At 58.4% G+C, this 17,809-nt stretch carries 18 protein-coding genes and 1 tRNA gene; 8 read left to right on the top strand and 11 right to left on the bottom strand.

Annotated features, from left to right (window positions below; translation table 11 throughout):
• The first annotated feature begins 28 nt into the window (after positions 1-28).
• Together NOR51B_RS04920 and NOR51B_RS04915 are read left to right on the top strand one after the other, a co-directional pair.
• Positions 29-104 (top strand) — tRNA-Phe (locus tag NOR51B_RS04920).
• Positions 105-213: 109 nt separating this feature from the next.
• On the top strand, positions 214-645 hold the full coding sequence (locus NOR51B_RS04915; RefSeq protein WP_009019826.1) for a potassium channel family protein: 432 nt from the start codon (positions 214-216) through the stop codon (positions 643-645).
• A gap of 255 nt (positions 646-900) precedes the next feature.
• Here the strand turns inward: NOR51B_RS04915 and NOR51B_RS04910 are convergent, their stop codons facing one another.
• Both NOR51B_RS04910 and NOR51B_RS04905 read right to left on the bottom strand, forming a co-directional pair.
• Complete coding sequence (locus NOR51B_RS04910; RefSeq protein WP_009019415.1) at positions 901-1,128, bottom strand: DUF1653 domain-containing protein; 228 nt, start codon at positions 1,126-1,128, stop codon at positions 901-903.
• The gene (locus NOR51B_RS04905; protein WP_040481796.1) at positions 1,125-2,027 is read right to left on the bottom strand and encodes a recombination-associated protein RdgC; all 903 of its coding nucleotides are present in this window, start codon (positions 2,025-2,027) and stop codon (positions 1,125-1,127) included. The genes NOR51B_RS04910 and NOR51B_RS04905 overlap by 4 nt, the downstream gene beginning before the upstream one ends.
• A gap of 102 nt (positions 2,028-2,129) precedes the next feature.
• Here NOR51B_RS04905 and NOR51B_RS04900 point away from each other — a divergent pair, with 102 nt between their 5' ends.
• On the top strand, positions 2,130-2,570 hold the full coding sequence (locus NOR51B_RS04900; protein ID WP_040481793.1) for a VOC family protein: 441 nt from the start codon (positions 2,130-2,132) through the stop codon (positions 2,568-2,570).
• Here NOR51B_RS04900 and NOR51B_RS04895 read toward each other — a convergent pair whose 3' ends face one another.
• Positions 2,571-3,272, bottom strand: a complete 702-nt coding sequence (locus NOR51B_RS04895) for a GMP synthase (protein ID WP_009020673.1) — start codon at positions 3,270-3,272, stop codon at positions 2,571-2,573.
• A gap of 162 nt (positions 3,273-3,434) precedes the next feature.
• Here NOR51B_RS04895 and NOR51B_RS04890 point away from each other — a divergent pair, with 162 nt between their 5' ends.
• Positions 3,435-5,687, top strand: coding sequence for a tetratricopeptide repeat protein (locus NOR51B_RS04890; protein WP_009019432.1), 2,253 nt, complete (start codon positions 3,435-3,437; stop codon positions 5,685-5,687).
• Here NOR51B_RS04890 and NOR51B_RS04885 read toward each other — a convergent pair whose 3' ends face one another.
• From NOR51B_RS04885 to NOR51B_RS04870, 4 genes are all read right to left on the bottom strand, one after another.
• Complete coding sequence (locus NOR51B_RS04885) at positions 5,688-6,260, bottom strand: YceI family protein (RefSeq protein ID WP_040481791.1); 573 nt, start codon at positions 6,258-6,260, stop codon at positions 5,688-5,690.
• Positions 6,261-6,378: 118 nt separating this feature from the next.
• On the bottom strand, positions 6,379-8,268 hold the full coding sequence (gene parE, locus NOR51B_RS04880; RefSeq protein ID WP_009021509.1) for a DNA topoisomerase IV subunit B: 1,890 nt from the start codon (positions 8,266-8,268) through the stop codon (positions 6,379-6,381).
• A 72-nt stretch (positions 8,269-8,340) separates the two neighbouring features.
• On the bottom strand, positions 8,341-9,174 hold the full coding sequence (gene cpdA, locus NOR51B_RS04875) for a 3',5'-cyclic-AMP phosphodiesterase (protein ID WP_009020783.1): 834 nt from the start codon (positions 9,172-9,174) through the stop codon (positions 8,341-8,343).
• Positions 9,171-9,629 carry a DUF1249 domain-containing protein gene (locus tag NOR51B_RS04870; protein ID WP_009019548.1) on the bottom strand — a complete coding sequence of 153 codons (459 nt, stop codon included), beginning with the start codon at positions 9,627-9,629 and terminating at the stop codon, positions 9,171-9,173. The genes cpdA and NOR51B_RS04870 overlap by 4 nt, the downstream gene beginning before the upstream one ends.
• 141 nt (positions 9,630-9,770) lie before the next feature.
• On the opposite strand from NOR51B_RS04870, the gene NOR51B_RS04865 reads away from it, so the two are divergent.
• Positions 9,771-11,207 carry a TolC family outer membrane protein gene (locus NOR51B_RS04865; RefSeq protein ID WP_009019975.1) on the top strand — a complete coding sequence of 479 codons (1,437 nt, stop codon included), beginning with the start codon at positions 9,771-9,773 and terminating at the stop codon, positions 11,205-11,207.
• On the opposite strand, the gene waaA is transcribed toward NOR51B_RS04865, so the two are convergent.
• Positions 11,195-12,472 (bottom strand): lipid IV(A) 3-deoxy-D-manno-octulosonic acid transferase, encoded by a 1,278-nt coding sequence (waaA, locus tag NOR51B_RS04860; RefSeq protein ID WP_009020741.1) that lies wholly within the window; start codon positions 12,470-12,472, stop codon positions 11,195-11,197. The genes NOR51B_RS04865 and waaA overlap by 13 nt on opposite strands.
• A 56-nt stretch (positions 12,473-12,528) precedes the next feature.
• Between waaA and NOR51B_RS04855 the strand changes: the two genes are divergently transcribed.
• The gene (locus NOR51B_RS04855) at positions 12,529-13,134 is read left to right on the top strand and encodes a class I SAM-dependent methyltransferase (protein ID WP_009019555.1); all 606 of its coding nucleotides are present in this window, start codon (positions 12,529-12,531) and stop codon (positions 13,132-13,134) included.
• On the opposite strand, the gene NOR51B_RS04850 is transcribed toward NOR51B_RS04855, so the two are convergent.
• From NOR51B_RS04850 to NOR51B_RS04840, 3 genes are read right to left on the bottom strand one after another with little or no spacing between them, the layout of a single operon-like run.
• Complete coding sequence (locus NOR51B_RS04850; RefSeq protein WP_009019517.1) at positions 13,131-14,210, bottom strand: hypothetical protein; 1,080 nt, start codon at positions 14,208-14,210, stop codon at positions 13,131-13,133. The two genes, NOR51B_RS04855 and NOR51B_RS04850, sit on opposite strands and share 4 nt — an antisense overlap.
• Entirely contained in the window at positions 14,207-14,947 is a 741-nt protein-coding gene (locus tag NOR51B_RS04845; protein WP_040481790.1) for a class I SAM-dependent methyltransferase, read from the bottom strand. The genes NOR51B_RS04850 and NOR51B_RS04845 overlap by 4 nt, the downstream gene beginning before the upstream one ends.
• Positions 14,941-16,188, bottom strand: coding sequence for a glycosyltransferase family 4 protein (locus tag NOR51B_RS04840; protein ID WP_009021726.1), 1,248 nt, complete (start codon positions 16,186-16,188; stop codon positions 14,941-14,943). The genes NOR51B_RS04845 and NOR51B_RS04840 overlap by 7 nt, the downstream gene beginning before the upstream one ends.
• A gap of 171 nt (positions 16,189-16,359) precedes the next feature.
• On the opposite strand from NOR51B_RS04840, the gene rfbA reads away from it, so the two are divergent.
• Positions 16,360-17,268 carry a glucose-1-phosphate thymidylyltransferase RfbA gene (rfbA, locus tag NOR51B_RS04835; RefSeq protein ID WP_009020754.1) on the top strand — a complete coding sequence of 303 codons (909 nt, stop codon included), beginning with the start codon at positions 16,360-16,362 and terminating at the stop codon, positions 17,266-17,268.
• Complete coding sequence (gene rfbC, locus NOR51B_RS04830; protein WP_009019214.1) at positions 17,258-17,809, top strand: dTDP-4-dehydrorhamnose 3,5-epimerase; 552 nt, start codon at positions 17,258-17,260, stop codon at positions 17,807-17,809. The genes rfbA and rfbC overlap by 11 nt, the downstream gene beginning before the upstream one ends.

Raw genomic sequence — 17,809 nt, 5'->3', positions numbered from 1 at the left:
CAGGTTTAATACGCGGCCTTCAGACCTTGCCCGGGTAGCTCAGTTGGTAGAGCAGTGGATTGAAAATCCTCGTGTCGGTGGTTCGATTCCGCCCCCGGGCACCATCTTTTTTGTACCGATATCGCCCACAGTGGTTTGCTCGGTGCGCAGCGGCAAAGTCTTCTGCGTACTGCAGTCGAACCCCACTTTTCTGCCAAGAGTGCTATCCGGCCGATGACACATCTGCTTCTTGGATTGTTACTGAATGTGGTGACGGTGGTCACCACAATCGGATTGCATTACGAGGTGCTGAGTCGTCTATACCGTGGCTTACCCAGACTTCCGCTCTCAGCCCGCAGTAGAATTATTGCGGGGGTCGCCGGCGCCGTTATGGCGCATACCATCGAGGTGTTTATTTTTGCGGTTGCCTTTTCTCTATCCGCAAAATGGGGGTTTGGCGGACTGAGCGGCGCCTTCGAAGGGACCGCAAGCGATTACGTGTACTTTTCCTTCTCTGCATTTACCACGGTAGGTTTTGGCGATATCAGCCCCCACGGCCAAATCCGGTGGCTCGCCGGCGTGGAGTCACTCACCGGCTTTGTGCTGATCACCTGGACCGCATCGTTTCTCTATCTGGAAATGTCCCGCAACTGGGAACCCCGCTAGCCTGAAAATTGCACCCGTTGCCTGATAGCTCGCGCAGGGCTCGTGCGCCCTGGGCGTGCTCGGGACCGGAGGCGTAGCCGTAGCTACGCTGCAGGGAGTATGCGCGTCCAGGGCGTGCGGGAACCAGCGAGATACAGGCAAGCGGCGGCATTGGTAGCAAAGCAGTGGTTTGACGGTCACCCTGTTACAAAAGCCTGCGCTAACAATGGGCCCGCATGCTGGTGCAGTATGCGGGCTAGAACGGCGCATCCTGCTTCAGTCTGCGGGACCGATGTACGCAAAGCGAGGACGATCGACACCGTCTACCTGGACGGTTTCCATAAACATCGCCAACGGTCTTACCCACAGCGAATAATCGCCGTAGTCCAGCCGGTAGACCACGAGCTGCTCGCCGGTCTCCGAGTGAGTCGCAGTATCCAGCACAATATAGTCCTTGCCCTTGTAATGGCGATAGCGCCCCGGGCGAGGGATGGCGTCACTCATTCCGAAAGGCCGCCAAAGCTCTTGACCAGCAGCGTCTGTAACTCGCTGATGGTTTCACTCATCAGCAGAAAATCTGCATCACGGCGCACCAGTTCGTCTTCCTCGATATCGTCGTTGGCGGAGACCAGCTGTTCATCAAACTTGAGCCGTCGAATAGTGAGATCCTTATCGAGCACAAAACTGACCCGCTCATCCCACTCCAGCGCGAGGCGCTGCACCAGTTTGCCCGACTCGAGGTGAGACCGAATTTCATCGCAATCAAGGAGCATGCTGCGCGCACGAACCTCGCCGCCGCCTTCCTGGGGATCGGCGAGATCGGCATCGGCACCGAGTTGCAGCCCGGCCGGCAGGTTTCCCTGCAACAGCCATTGGCTCATGGTCTGCGCGGGGGAGTGTCGGGTATCCGGTAACTCCGCCGGCAAACTGCCCAGGGCGTCACGCAAGGCACCCAGCAGGTCTTCCGCCCTAGGCGCACTGGCGTGATTGACCCACAGCCAGCCATTGCGCTCATCCATCAAGGCCTCGATGGACTTGCGCTGGGAAAAGGCCCGCGGCATCAGGTCCATGGTGACCTCGTCTGTCAGCGTCATTTTTTCCTTGCGAAATACCTTACGTCCTTCGGCGGCCTGGATCTGGGCAATTCGGTCACCAACCTCCTCGCGTACCACCGCGGCGGGCAATAGTTTTTCCTCCCGCTGCAACCGCACCAGCCAGAATGGCCCCGCCGCGTGAACCAGTGCCGTCGCACTATCGGCCAGCGCTCCCACCCAACCCACGCTGTGGGGTTGGGTCGGCCGACAGGGAGCAAAGGGCTTGCTGGACAGCCGTTGCTCAAGTGCCTCGGTACTCAATCCAAGGCGGCTGGGAAGGCGGTAGGGGCGAAGGTTTCTGAACCACATAAAGCTACTATAGGAACCATTGATCGAAAGGGCCGCGGAGTGTAACCCACTCGTCGCCCAGGTTCTTTACCATAGGGCATCAAATTTATTGGAGGGACAGTAATGCAATACCTGCACACCATGATCAGGGCATCGGACCTCGATGCGACGCTCGATTTTTTCTGCGGCAAGCTGGGCCTGATTGAAATCAGCCGCTACGACAGCGAACAAGGCCGATTCACGCTGGTATTCCTGGCGGCACCTGACGATGAGGCGCTGGCTCGCGAGCGCAAGGGGCCTATGGTTGAAATCACCCACAACTGGGATCCGGAGGACTACGACGGAGGACGCAACTTTGGCCATCTCGCTTATCGCGTCGACAATATTTATGAGCTATGCCAGCAGCTGATGGAGAGGGGAGTGACGATCAACCGCCCCCCGAGGGATGGCCACATGGCCTTTATACGCTCGCCGGACGGAATATCGGTCGAACTGCTTCAGGCGGGCGACTCGCTGCCGCCCCAGGAGCCCTGGGCCTCCATGGAGAATACCGGCAGCTGGTAATCAGCCTCGGAAAAAGTCCAGTAGCCATCGCGCGACGCGATCACCCTGATGGCTCATCTGCTGGAGGCTGTCGCGACCTTCGGCAACCCTATCCGCGCCAATCTGATCATAGCGGTAGGACATAATTTCCTCGGAATATCCTGGGACGAATTCCGGATGTGCCTGGAATGTCATGACCTTGTCGCCCAGCTTCAGACCCGCCATCGGGCAAAAATCACTGCGCACCGTCACCGTAGCGCCCTCCGGCGCTGCCATGACCTGATCCTGGTGCGATACCAGTAACTGCAGCTGTTTGCCCTGATCATCGGTCAGTTCAGGGTCGGTGATATCGTAACGATGGCATCCTACACCCCAGCCCTTCTCCGATTTTTGTACCCGGCCGCCCAATGCCTGCGCAATCAGCTGGTGACCAAAACAGATACCGGCAACCTTGCGTTCCTCGGTGAGTAGATCTCGAACCAGCTGCTCAAGCCTGCGAATCCAGTCCTTATCCTCGTAAACACTGCTTTTACTGCCGGTAATCAAGTAGACATCGGCCTCGTCGGGCCCCTCGGGAAATTCGCCGGCCTCAACGTCCCAGACACGAAACTCCAGGGAGGGATCCTCCGCGCTCAGAAGCCGCTGAAACATATCGGGATATTCACCGAATTCGGGTACCCACTCGGGACGCACGGCATCGGTTTTCAAAATACCTATTTTCACGTAACACTCTCTCCATCGACTCGGGAAATTGTAACGCGGCGGCGGGTAATTCGGTTCATCGCCACTATCGCTTATCGCGGGTGGTGATGCACAATCGGTCGATGGGTAGGTTTAGAGCAATCGCGCTACCCTTTGATGCCTCCGTCCTTTAAGCGAAACAACATGACCGTTCGCCGAATACTCAATCGCTGCTGCCCATTACTGTCTCTGTTAAGCGCCTTGTTGCTGGCAGTAGACGTTTCCGCCAATGAATCCACAGGCTTCCTCGGCAACGCAGCCTGCGCGGGCTGTCACGACGACATTATCGAGCGCTGGACAGGATCACACCATGATCTGGCGATGCAAGAGGCAACAAGCGAAACCGTACTCGGGGATTTTGATAACGCACAGTTCACCCATGGGGAGGTAACGACAACCTTCAGCCGCGACGGTAATCGCTTTCTGGTGCGCACCGATGATGCCCGCGGTGAGATGCAGACCTACGAAGTAGCCTATGTATTCGGCGTCGAACCATTGCAGCAGCTGTTATTACCCCTTCCCGGTGGGCGTCTTCAGGCCTTGAGCATCGCCTGGGATTCACGACCGAAGGCCGGGGGTGGACAGCGCTGGTACCACATTTATGAGCGGGAAAACGAGACTATCCCAGCGGGTGACCCTCTCCACTGGACCGGCATTTACCACAACTGGAATGCACGATGCGCGGAATGCCACAGCACCAATGTGGTAAAAGGCTACGATGCCGTAAAGGATGAGTACACCACCCGGTATGATCAAATCGATGTCGGCTGCGAGGCCTGCCACGGGCCCGGGAAGACCCACGTCAGTCTCGCCCATAAGCAGGCGCTGGAGTCTGCGGAGCACGCCGGATTCGCACTATCACTGGCAGCCAGGGGTCAGTGGGTACACACTTCCAAAGAGGCTATCGCCAGTCGCAGCGAACCGCTGAACAGCAACACCCAAATCGACAACTGCGGGCGCTGTCATGCCCGGCGCGGCACCCTCGGGGATTATCACTACGGTGCTGATCTCCTGGACACCCACCGCCTCGCGACCCTCGATCAGCCCTTGTACTGGCCCGACGGCCAGATCCGCGACGAGGTTTACGTCTACGGCTCCTTCGTCCAGAGCAAGATGCACCAGGCCGGCGTGGTCTGCAGCAACTGTCATGAGCCCCATACCGCAAAGCTGCGCGCCGAAGGCAACGCCATTTGCAGTCAATGCCACAAGGCGTCGGTATACGACAACGAAAACCACCATCGGCACCCGGTCGCCAGTGCAGGGGCCCAGTGCACCAATTGCCACATGGCGCCACAGGTTTACATGGGGGTCGACTGGCGGCGGGATCACAGTATGCGCATCCCGCGGCCCGACGTGTCACTGAAAACCGGCAGCCCGAACGCCTGCACCCAATGCCATGACGATCAAACCGACTCGTGGGCCCTCGATAGTCTTCGGGGCTGGGGCGTAGAAACACAACCTGCCGCGATCAACCCGGGGCCTGCGTTTCATCAGGCGGATACCGGCGATGTGCGTGCGTTGCCAACCCTGAAAGCCCTGGTCGATGGCGAGGCAGTCCCCGACATCATCAAAGCATCAGCGGTTTCTCGCCTCACCGGTTTAGGCGCGCCGGACGCCGGCCAGACCATCGCCATGCTGTTGGGCTCGAGCTCGCCACTGATTCGGATGAATGCCGCGCAGACACTGTCATCATTGCCACCCCGACAGCGCTATCTCGCCCTGCGCACACTGGTGAACGATCCGATTCTCAGCGTGCGAATGACGGTGGCATCCTTGTTGGCCGCCACACCGGTTACCGAATTGCGGGACAAGGATCTCGCGCCATTAAAGGCGCTGTTCAGTGAATATGAGCAGGTCCAAAACCAACACCTGGATATGCCTACGGTGCGCTTGCAGTTGTCGAACTACTGGCGCGACCGCGGCGATAACTCCCTGGCCGAGCAGCAGCTGCGCAAAGCGCTGGAAATCAATCCCCATCTACAGGCCGCCAGCCTCAATCTGGCCGAATTACTGCGCCAGACGGGGCGCGCCGATGAGGCGCAGAAACTGCTCGAGGGACAGCTGGACGAATCGGCACCGGCGCCATTTCATCATGCCCTCGGCCTCATGGCAGTAAGGCAGGGCCGAACCAGCGAAGCACTGGAACATCTCGAAACCGCCGCGCGTCTTGATAGCGACGACGTTAACTATCGCTATGTCTACGCCATAGCGCTGAACGATACGGGAGAACCAGACAAGGCAATCGCCGAGCTCGAATCACTCAACCGGGATTTTCCGGGGAACCCTCAGGTGCTGTTTGCACTGATTAATTACGCGCAGCAGTCAGGGGACTACCAGCGCGAAGGGCGCTATCGGGCCCAGTGGGGGGCTATTGCCGCCGAGGCGGGTGTTAACTGATCAGTCCGACGTCAGCATAAGATCGACGGTGACAGGAATGGCGCGACTGATGCCCTGAAGACCGGCAAGCTCCTGCAGCATCGCGACGCCACCCCCGAGCCCAAAATCATCGGCGTTCAGAATAACCGGCTCCACCGTACTGACACGCACGCCGGCCTCTGCCGGCATCGCGCGCAGCGTTGCATTAACCACTGTCTGAGAGCCGTGCAGGGAAACACTCAGCGCCAGTTCACGCTCTACCATGACACCGGCATCGAGGTGCGCGATGTCCGCGGGCTCCAGTTGTGCCGTAATCACAGCCTCGGGCCAACTCGCGATCTCGAAGAACTTATCGCGCATGCGCTCATTGCGGATCGGGACACCGGTCTGCACCGATCCCAGGTCCACATTGATGCGGATCTGCCCCTCGCCATCGATGCCGCCGGTGACCGTGCTAAATCGGTTATTTTCGGCGATGGCATTATTTTTCACGGAGACATAACCAACGGTTGAACCGGGCTGCACCGACCACTCGGCGAGCGCCGACATACTGAAAGCCAGAAGTGCAGCTGCGATGAAGATAGCCTGTTGCATGGTGAATTCCTCGGTGGTGTCTGTTCGTCTCAGTGTAGTACAACTGGAGAGCCGGGCAATGGCACACCGTGGTTTGGCGATGCTTACCGGCGCCAGATCACGAATTCAGTAGCGCCGCTCAGGCGACGATTTCGGCGAGATCGCCCTTGGATTCGAGCCAGCTTTTTCGATCACCGGCACGCTTTTTCGCAAGCAGCATGTCGAAGGTGCTGTTGGTGTCGTCGTCAGACTCCAGTACCAGCTGTACCAGACGACGAGTGTCGGGATCCATAGTGGTCTCGCGAAGCTGGGGTGGATTCATCTCACCCAGGCCCTTAAAGCGTTGTACATTGGGCTTGGCCCGGGATTTCTCGGCCTGGAGCCGCTCGAGGACACCATTTTTTTCGGATTCATCGAGGGCGTAGTGAACCTCCTTACCCACATCAATCCGGTAAAGCGGTGGCATGGCAACGAACACGTGGCCTGCGCGAACCAACGGTCGAAAATGGCGCAGAAACAAGGCACAAATCAGCGTTGCAATGTGTAGTCCGTCGGAATCCGCATCCGCGAGAATACAAATCTTGTGGTAGCGAAGCCCGTCCAGATCATCACTGCCCGGATCGATTCCCAGCGCAACAGAAATATTGTGCACCTCCTGTGATGCGAGTATTTCCTGCGAATCGATCTCCCAGGTATTGAGGATCTTACCCCTCAGCGGAAGAATGGCCTGAAACTCGCGGTCTCTCGCCTGCTTGGCTGAACCCCCTGCGGAGTCACCCTCCACCAGAAACAATTCACCCCGGGCGGGGTCCTCAGTGGTGCAATCGGCGAGCTTTCCCGGTAACGCGGGGCCCGATGTAACCTTTTTTCGAACCACCTTTTTCGCGGAACGGAGGCGGGCCTGAGCCCGGTTAATACACAGCTCAGCGAGCAGTTCGGCGTCACCGGTATGCTGATTGAGCCAGAGGCTGAACGCGTCTTTCGCCACACCCGAGACGAAACCCGCCGCCTCACGGGAAGATAATCGTTCTTTGGTCTGACCGGAAAATTGGGGATCAGCGAGCTTCGAGGACAACAAATAGGCGCAACGGTCCCAAATATCTTCTGGTGTCAGTTTGACACCACGGGGCAGCAGGTTGCGCAGTTCGCAGAATTCGCGCATTGCCTCCAGTAAACCCGATCGCAGTCCATTGACGTGGGTCCCCCCCTGCGCGGTGGGGATCAGGTTGACGTAAGACTCGGCAAGCACCTCCCCGCCCTCGGGCAACCATTGGATCGCCCAGTCCACGGCGTCGGTGGGCCCGCTGAAACTCCCGGTAAACGGTTTTTCTGGGATTACCGGATAATCAATCGTGGCATCGGCCAGGTAATCGGCGATGCCGTCTTCGTAATACCACTCGGCCTTCTCGTTTTTCTTCTCATCAAACAGCGTTACGCGAAGGCCCGGACACAATACGGCCTTGGCACGAAGTACGTGATTCAGGCGCGGCAATGAAAAATGGGCAGAATCAAAGTAGCTGGGGTCGGGAAGAAAACGTAAGCCCGTTCCCGTATTGCGCTTACCACAGGTATCAATCGGCGCGAGGTCACCGGTCTTATCACCCCCCTCAAAGCGCATGCGGTGGATCTGGCCATCGCGCCGGATGGTCACCTCAAGGTAGGTCGACAAGGCATTGACTACCGAAACACCAACCCCGTGCAACCCTCCGCTGAACTGGTAGTTGGTATCCGAAAACTTACCCCCGGCATGTAGGGTCGACAGTATGACCTCGACTCCCGGCAATCCCAGCTCAGGATGCTGATCTACCGGCATACCCCGGCCGTTATCGACAACGGTAATGCTCCCGTCAGCGTGCAGGGTGACATCGATTTGATCGGCGTGGCCCGCCAACGCCTCATCAACGCTATTATCGATGACTTCCTGCGCGAGGTGATTGGGTCGGGTGGTGTCGGTATACATACCCGGGCGCTTGCGCACCGGCTCGAGCCCTGTGAGTACTTCAATGGCATCTGCGTTGTACTGGCTCATAAACGGATTACCGACCTCCTATTGCTGTAGCTCGGGAGAATACAATGCTTTGCCGAATAGCTGACGGATAATTTACAGGTAGCCATCCGAATCGAGGTCCACCGGGAAGCTCACTTCGGTGACACGCTCCACGCCGGTTGAGACAAAGCCATCCGCCTGTAAATCAAGCCAGCGATATCCCGGACCGGAGTCATCCACCTTGAAATCAGGCGAATATTTCGCGAACTGTATACAGGTCGATGGTGTGGTGAGGTAGCGAGCGCCTCGATGGATCGCGTCGCTCTCCTGATGAACATGCCCCGAGATCACCACGACTTTATTCTCTGCCATTTCAAGGCAAGCTGCGACGTCATCAGCGTTCGCGACACGCTGTGAATCCAGCCAATCACAACCCAGGGGCCACAGCGGATGATGCAATGCCACCAACAAATGCCGCCCGCTTGCATTGGATTCGCTGACCGCCGTAACCAGTGCGTCAAGTTCGGCTTGCGCCAGTATACCGCCGACTTCACCTCTGACCTGTGAATCGAGCATTAATACCTGCCAGTGAGGGAAGATGACCTGACGTTTGAAGTGCCAGCTCAACTCATCGGCGCAGGCGTGACCATCGTCATGATTACCCGGCAACCAGAAGCTCGGCGCTTGCAAAGGCGACAACGCCTCCTCGAGCCGGTAGTAGGCGTCACCAGCGCCGGCACCGGCGATGTCCCCGGTAATCAGCAGTGCATCCGCGGGTAGGGACTGAGACGCCAGTGCCACGACTGCCGATAACGATGCATCGGTATCGACATTGAGCAGACGACCTCCCCGCTGCTGCATCAGGTGGGTGTCGGTGATTTGAAGGAGCTTTAGCGTGGCGCCGGACTGCCTCGCCTCTACCCCCTGGAGTAAACCGACTCCCGTCACTCGAGTCCCTCAGGTAGCGCCACCTCTGCCGTACGTCCTTCAGCCAGACAAAACGACAGCATCTCGGCAACAAACCGATTTTGTTGCGCCTGCTCGTCCCGGCTATACATATAATCGTTCGGATACTGATAACGACCCCGCACCAATCGATGACGCTGGAAACCGATGACTTCCGCCATACGGGCATCGTGGTAAGCTCGGAGGTCCACGGTGACGGCGCCAAAGGGTGCCGCCAAGGGTCCGAGTTTCAACAGTCTGAACGTGGTGGTGTAGCGGCTACGTTCGGTGACGTCGATGCGAACTTTCGCGTCACCCGCGATGAACCCGCGCTCGTTGCTCGCCTCATAATCTGGAAATACCCTCAGCAGACGCACATAATTGGTCTCACACAGGCTATGCAGGTCGACCAGATCGACTGCATATCGGCGTTTTCGCTGTGTCGGCACCGGGGGCATTACTGTTTTCCTGACGCTTGTCCTGGGGATAGTTTAGCAACACCCGAGCGGGCTGCGCACAGGTGACATTAATCACGATCTATTGTACAGATCTAGTGATAGAATCCGGCCACCACAGCGCAAGGAGAAAGGGAGTTCCCAATGACGCGTTATTTTCGACCCGATTCATTTCGGAGACTAAGCCCGGCACTGTTGCTGGTTTGTGCTCAGCTCACGTCCGCCGAATCGTTGCTCGATATCTATGAACGGGCCCTTAACAACGATGCCCAACTGCGCTCGCAGGCCGCTCAGTATCGGGCCAATATCGAGCAGGAAAACCTGACTCTGGCACCATTATTACCCCAGGTAACCGCGGGCTACGAATTCAGTAACAATGACACCGATAGCACCCGACAATCGTTCATCGGCGATGGCAACGGCGGAATCGTTCTAGGGGAAATCAGTCAGCAGGTCGATGTCGATACCGATGGCTACGACGTGCGGCTGTCGCAAACGCTGTTCGACCTTTCGGCCTGGTATAACTACCAGGCGGGCAAGGAATTTACCCTTCAGGCCGAGGCCACTTTTGCTGCCAATACGCAGAATCTGATTGTTCGAGTGGTCGAAGCCTATGTCGGCGTCCTGCGCGCGCAGGACAATCTCGCTGCCGCCGAGTCACAGGAACGGGCCTTTCAGCGTCAGCTGGAACAGACTCAGCAGCGTTTTGACGTGGGCCTCATCGCCATCACCGATGTCTATGAAGCCGAGGCCGCCCGGGACCTTTCCGAGGTTACACGCATCGTCGAAGAAAATAATGTGGCCGTCGCCAAAGAGCGGTTATCGGTGCTGACCGGCGAGTATCATGAACGACTCAACGTACTGACACCCGATTTTACGGCACGAACCCCCGAGCCCGCTGATCGGGCAAGCTGGGTTGATTTTGCGCTGGAAAACAATTTTGAACTGGCCGCGGCGCGATTTGCCGAAGAGTCCGCACGCCAGACGGCGAAAGCCAACAAAATGGAACACGCGCCAAAGGTGACGGCGGGTTACACCTATGCCGATAACGAAACCGAAGGATCACTGGCCACGGATCCACCCGCGCTGGTACCGCAACCGCAACAGGAGCAAACCGCCAAAACATGGCAGGTTCGGGTCGACATGCCGTTGTTCACCGGCGGCTCAATCTCCGCCAACCGTCGTCGCGCGGCTGAACAGTTCAATGCCGCACGGGAGGATCGAATCAATCTCACGCGCACCACGGTGACCGAGGCGCGATCATTGCACATGACCGTGATGTCAGACGTCGCCAGGGTCAAAGCCCGCAAACAGTCCATAAAATCGGCCCAGAGTGCCCTCGACGCCACGGAGGCGGGCTATGAAGTCGGGACGCGCAATATCGTCGATGTGCTCAATGCGCAAAATATTCTGTTCGAAGCCCGACGCGATTACGCCAATACCCGCTACGACTACATCATCAACTCGCTACGGCTAAAGGAAACGGCAGGCACGCTCGCGCGGCAGGACCTCGAGCGTCTCGACAGCTTTCTGGTTGAACCCGCAGCACCCACCGCTAGCGGCAGCACTCAGTCAGAGTAGTAGCTCTGAATCAGAGCGCACTGAAGATCCAGTGCGCCACGTTTCTCCGCTACCCATCGCTGCCCCGCCACGCCCATTGATTGCAGGCGCTCCTCATCTGCCGCAAGCCTCACTAAACAGGTCCCAAGGTTCTCCTTTGGCTGCAGAACAAGAGCGCCACCGGTGCGCGTCAAATCCCGATAAATCGTCGCAAAGTTGTCGACCGATGCGCCACTGATAACGGGCACACCCCAGGCGGCGGCCTCCAGAGGGTTGTGTCCGCCGCGGGACACCAGACTGCCGCCAATAAAGGCAAGTCTGGCCGTACCCTGAGCCAACGCCAATTCACCGAGGGTATCCAGAAGCAAAACGTCGTCGTAGCTAGCCACCGGTCTGGACTCGGTTCGTCGCATCAAGCGGAGGCCTGCGCTCTGCACTAATTTTGCCACTGCGTTGGAACGCTCCGGGTGCCGTGGAGCGAGCACCAACAGTGCGTCGGGGCGTTGTTCTTTCAAGTCTTTGAAGGCGTTCACAACGATCTCTTCCTCACCCGGGTGGGTGCTGGCCGCTACCAGGATCCAACGCCGGTTACCCGGACTGATGATAGCCATCAACGCATCACGGCCGTCCTTAAGCTGCGCTATATCGATATCGTATTTAATGCTGCCCACCACCGAAATCTGCTCCGATGCACCACCCAGCATTTTAAAACGGCGCGCGTCGGCCCGGCTCTGGCAGGCGATATGGCGCAGCCCGCCTATCGCCTCCCGTGACAAATCGCCGAGCCTGGCGTAGCCCCGCGCCGAGCGCGCGGACAATCGTGCGTTCACCAAAAGCACCGGGCAATCGCGCAAACCACAGCCGTGAATCAGATTGGGCCAGATCTCAGTTTCCACCAGCACCACAACACCGGGTTGCCAGTGATCGAGGTGTCGACGGACGGCACCGGGGGTGTCGATGGGAAACCAGGTGCGCAATACCCGATCGCCAAATAAGCGTTGTACCTGCGCCGCACCGGTAGGGGTCGTCGAGGTAACCAGCAATCGCCGCTCACCGAGACTGCTCAACAATGACTCTATGAGTGGCGCCACCGCCAGTGTTTCACCGACGGATACGGCGTGAATCCATACCATGGGTCCCGAGCTACCGGTAACGGGAAGATCAAAACCCAGCCGCTGGCGGAGTTGCGCGCGGTAACCGGGATTTCGCCGCGAACGCCACAACAAGCGCGCCAGCACTATCGGCACACTCAGACGCATCAAAATAGAATACAAAAACCGTGTCATCGCTCGCGCCGCCAGGCTGGGGCTTATACTCTCGCCGTCGTTGATCGGAGATTATCATGGCCACCCCACCGAACGATCTCGTGCGTGGATTTATGGACAATGTCGAAGGCGCCGCGCTGCACGACGCCGCGCTCGAAGCAACCCGAATCGGGCCGGCGCTGGAAATCGGCAGCTATTGCGGCCGGTCTACACTGTGGCTGGCGCAGGCGGCGCAGCGCAATAACACCGTCGTTTTTGCCGTGGATCACCACAGAGGTTCTGAAGAGCATCAGCCGGGAGAGTTTTTCCACGACCCCGCGCTGACCGACGCGGACGGGGATCTCGACTCCTTCCCGGAATTTCGCCGTAATCTCAAAAAAAGCGGACTTGAGGCCTTTGTTATTCCGGTCGTGGCGGACTCAGCGGTTCTGGGGAGACACTGGCACAGCCCCCTCGGTATGGTTTTTATCGACGGCGGCCACAGTCTTGATTCCGCGCTCTCGGACTACCGCACTTGGGCTCCCCGTATTGTTCAGGGCGGTTGTTTGGCGATTCACGATGTGTTCCCCGATCCGGCGCTCGGTGGCCAGGCTCCCTTCGCAATCTGGCAACTGGCTCAACAATCGGGACTCTTTCAAAGCAACGGCCAAACGGGCAGTCTGCGCCTGCTGAGAAAGCTTTAGGGCTGTGCCGACGTTCTCGCCAAATGCCCTGCAGGTGCCGCCCCGAAGGGAACCACATCCAGAAACAAGCGGGAGGCACCCGAAAAGCCAGTCAACGCATCCGCGGCGAGCAGTACGGCTCCTGCCGTCCAGGTTGGTTTTTCATCGGGCCAGAGGACCTTGTCGGCAAATTGGTAGCCCGTCCACCAGGCGCCGTCATCCGCTCGCCATTGCAGTAACCAACTAAACACCAGAGCCGCGCGCCGTTGATCACCGACGGCCATTAGCGCCAGCACCAGCTCGCAGGACTCCGCCACGGTTACCCAGGGCTCCTGCACTTCGCAACGACAACCCAGGCCCGGCTGCACAAATTCGTGCCAGCGGTCATTGATTCGTGCAACCGCTGCATCACCCTCGATCACTCCTGTGAGCACCGGATAAAACCAATCCATGGCGTAGCGGGATTTACTGGCCCAGGTACGATCGAAACGGTCGGGGCGAGCGCGCAGTGCGTCACCCAGCAGCGCCCGTCCTGCCTGCCAGTGCGGGCGCGGTGTATCGAGTACCGCAGCTATGTGGAGAGCACATTCCATGCTCTTGTAAATCGAGCTGCAGCCGGTGACCAGCGCATCCCCTTTGGGAGATCCATCGGCATCGACCGCCCAATCAATATCACCGTGTTCGCTCTGCAGCGAGAGCACAAAGGCCATCGCCCGATCGATGGTGGGAAACAGCTCCTGAAGGAATTCGCGATCCGCCGTGAGTAAATAGTAGTGCCAGACACCGGTAGCCATATAGGCGACGTAATTGCTCTCGCGCCGATCAGGCTCGTGGGGTTTACCTTCGCGGTAACAGCGCCACCAGCTTCCATCTTCCAGCTGGGTGTTCGCCAACCAACGATACGCGCGTCTGGCGGCGCTGAGCTCCCCCGCCAGCGCCAGGCCCATAGCGGCCTCGGTATGATCCCAGGGATCAGAATGACCACCCTCAAACCAGGGTATTTCCCCCTCTTGGGTTTGCGATAACAGCAGGAATTCCACGGTGGGTCGGAGAAACTCCTGAGGAAAATTCCCGGGGGTCAGGAAGATGCTGTTCATTGCGCGACATCCATTTTCTCGCCAGACGAAGTACCCACCTTTTTAAAATACATCACCACGCTTTTGCCCATAAACGGATTCAGAAACCTATCAATCCAGCGCATGAAACGCGGCCCCGTTGTCAGCTCCCAGACCAACAGGCGGTGATACTGATTTACCAGCCAGTGCTCGGCGCCCTGCCGCCAAAAAAGACATCGCAGCCACCAATAAGGTACGTGTAACGCATGGGCTCCATGACCATGGTAGTAACGAAAACCCTGTCGCTCTACCTCGCGGCACAAGTCTGATCGACGAAAGATACGAATATGCCCCCCGGGGGTCGTTCGATACTCCCGGCTCAACCACCAGCAAATCTGCTCCGGCCACGCCCTGGGAACACTGATACACAGTCGCCCACCGGGTTTCAGCAGACGGTCAATCTCCTCGATAACCGACAAGTAGTTGGGAATATGCTCGAGGACTTCGCTGCAAATAATGCGATCGAAACTGGCGTCTGGAAACGGGAGTCTGAGCGCATCGGCGCGGAAAAAAACGACCTGGCCTTGAGGATGGTACCCGGCCATGTCGCCAATGCGGGATCGTGCCGTCAGCAAGTCGGCCGAAGCGAGATCAACCCCGACCATATCCACATCCGCCCTCAGGTATCCCGCCAGAGTATGACGCCCCTCTCCACAACCCAGATCGAGGCAGCGTTGACCACCCCCGAGCGCCAACCAGCCAAAATCCACGGTCAACACGACGCAATGACCCGTCGATAATGGTCAACCATTTTGGCGGCACACACGTTCCAGCAGAAACGCTGCTCGGCTCGGGCACGCGCTCTTTTTGCCAGTTGCTGGCGCTTTTCCGGGTTGCTCAGTAAACCGGCCACGGCCCCAGCCAGGGCGCCGGCATTGCCGGCGGGCACCAGAACCCCGCCGTCGCCGACAACTTCTGCAAGCGCGCCGCCATCGGAGGACACCAGCGGCACCCCACAGGCCATGGCCTCTACCGCCGGTAGACCAAAGCCCTCGTACAGCGATGGCACCACCGCCAGCGTCGATTCGGCGTAGTGGCGCACCAGCTCCTCATCGCTGATATCACTGACAAAGCGCACGCGCGCGCTGAGATCCAGAGCGTCAATGAGCCGCTCAGTCTCGCCGCCCGGTCGGGGCTTCGCGACCAGCAGCAGCTGCAGGTCGGGAAAGTGCGCTAACAGCTCGCTCGCAGCACGGAGCAACACCGACAAACCCTTCATGGGGACGTCAGCCGAGGCGATCGCCATGATCTGGCAGTGATGACGACGAACACCCGGTAGTGGCCTGTACAAGGCCGTATCCACCCCATTGGGCAGCACACTCAAGCGCGATGAATCGACGCCAAAGTCCGAGACGATATCGTCTCTGGACGGCGTCGAAACCGTTACCAGATGATTGAGCTTTCGCGCAACGCGAGACTGCATACGCAGAAACAAGTGCCAGCGCCTGAGAAATAAACGCCGATGGAGTTGCGGCTCCTGCTGCAATGCATGACGTAAATCCCGAGAGATGGGGTGATGGATGGTCGTAATCAGCGGTATACCCGCCTTTTGGATATCGAAAATGCCATCCGCAAGGGTCTGGTTATCGTGCACCACGTCGAACTGATCGCGGTGGGCAAGCAACCACTCCCGGGCACGCTCACCGAACGTCCAGGGCTCAGCAAAACCGCCGCTTAATTTACTCAACCATTCGATGATGGCAAGGCGATCACTCAGGTGGTGGGTACGCAGGGAACGTAAACCATTTTGATAGAGATCCAGGCTCGGTAGTTTTACCAGCGCGACACCCTCATCGAGCTCGGGATAGGGCGGCCCGGAGATGACAGAAACTTCATGCCCCAGGTGTTTCAGCCCGCGACTCAGGTACTTCAGGTAAACGCCCTGCCCTCCCGAATAGGGTGATGAGCGATAACCCAGCAGTGCTATTCGCAGCGGTATTCCTGTCGCTACTGGCGGCAATGCACGGGCGCCGGCGGGCCGGGAGGGATGTGTGATCGGGGCGTTAATGGGAAGACTCTCGGTGTGGCTAGTCGGAATCAGTGTAACACCCGACCACTCGCAATCGCAGGGGACAAGCGGGTTACGGCAACGGTAAACTGGGGCGTTGCAGAAACTGTTTGGAGCGACCCTTTGGCACATTCCTCACCCTACAAGGGCATCATTCTCGCCGGTGGATCAGGCACCCGATTGCATCCGCTGACGACGACCGTGAGCAAGCAGCTGATGCCCGTGTATGACAAGCCAATGATCTACTACCCGCTGGCGACGCTGATGCTGGCAGGTATTCGCGACATCCTGATCATCACGACACCCCGGGACCAACAGGCGTTCAGTGATCTTTTGGGAGACGGCGAACAGTGGGGTCTCACACTGAGCTATACGGTGCAGGACAGCCCCGACGGCCTGGCGCAGGCGTTCCTGCTCGGTGAATCCTTTATCGGCAGCTCTCCGGTGGCACTGGTTCTGGGGGATAACATTTTTTATGGGGGCGGGTTCACCGCCAAGCTGCGCAGCGCTGCCAACCGCGAGGCGGGCGCATCGGTATTTGCCTACTATGTGCAGGATCCAGAGCGCTATGGGGTCGTTGACTTCGATGCTGCGGGCAAGGCCATCGCTATCGAGGAAAAGCCCGTCAAACCGCGATCGCACTACGCAGTGACGGGGCTTTATTTTTATGACAACCAGGTCATCGATTTTGCCAAGAAGATCACACCCTCACACCGGGGGGAACTCGAAATTACCGATATCAACAGCCTTTATCTGGAACGTGGCGAACTGCAGGTCGAAGTCATGTCCCGCGGCACTGCGTGGCTGGATACGGGAACACACAACTCGCTACTGGATGCGGGAAGCTTCATCCGGGTAGTCGAAGAACGACAGGGACTGAAAATTGCCTGTCCTGAAGAGATTGCCTATCGGATGGGCTATATCTCCGCTGAGCAACTGCTGGCGCTGGCCGCGCCTCTGGTAAAAAGCGGTTACGGTGAGTACCTGCAGGCGCTCGTTGAAGAGCAGGGGGTTTACTTCGATGGAATGTGAAACCACACCGCTTTCAGGGGTCATGTTGCTCAAACCCAGGGTGTTCGGAGACGAGCGCGGGTTTTTTCTGGAGGCCTGGAACCAGCGTACCTACGCTGACGCCGGTATCGATGTTCACTTTGTCCAGGATAACCACAGTCGCTCGCGACAGGGCATTCTTCGGGGGCTCCACTTCCAGACCGAGCAAACCCAGGGCAAGCTTGTCCGGGTGACCAGCGGGTCCGTGTTTGACGTGGTGGTCGATTTGCGGGCCGATTCACCCACCTGTGGCCAGTGGTACGGGGCGACGCTATCGGCAAGCAACCATGAGCAACTGTGGATTCCACCCGGGTTCGCACACGGTTTCTATGTGCTCAGTGAGAGCGCGGACTTTCTCTACAAATGCAGCGACTACTACCATCCCGAGAGCGAGCTGACCCTCGCCTGGAATGATCCGTCCGTAGGCATAGAGTGGCCGCTGGTGAACGATCAACCACCACAATTATCGGCCAAAGACGCAACAGGACTGCCCATCGATCAAGTCCCTCTGTTCCGCTTTTAA

Origin of the sequence: Luminiphilus syltensis NOR5-1B, from assembly GCF_000158175.1 — a bacterium.
Lineage (GTDB): Bacteria > Pseudomonadota > Gammaproteobacteria > Pseudomonadales > Halieaceae > Luminiphilus > Luminiphilus syltensis.
Note: the sequence above shows the minus strand (reverse complement) of the source record. Positions and strands in the feature narration are given on the sequence as shown.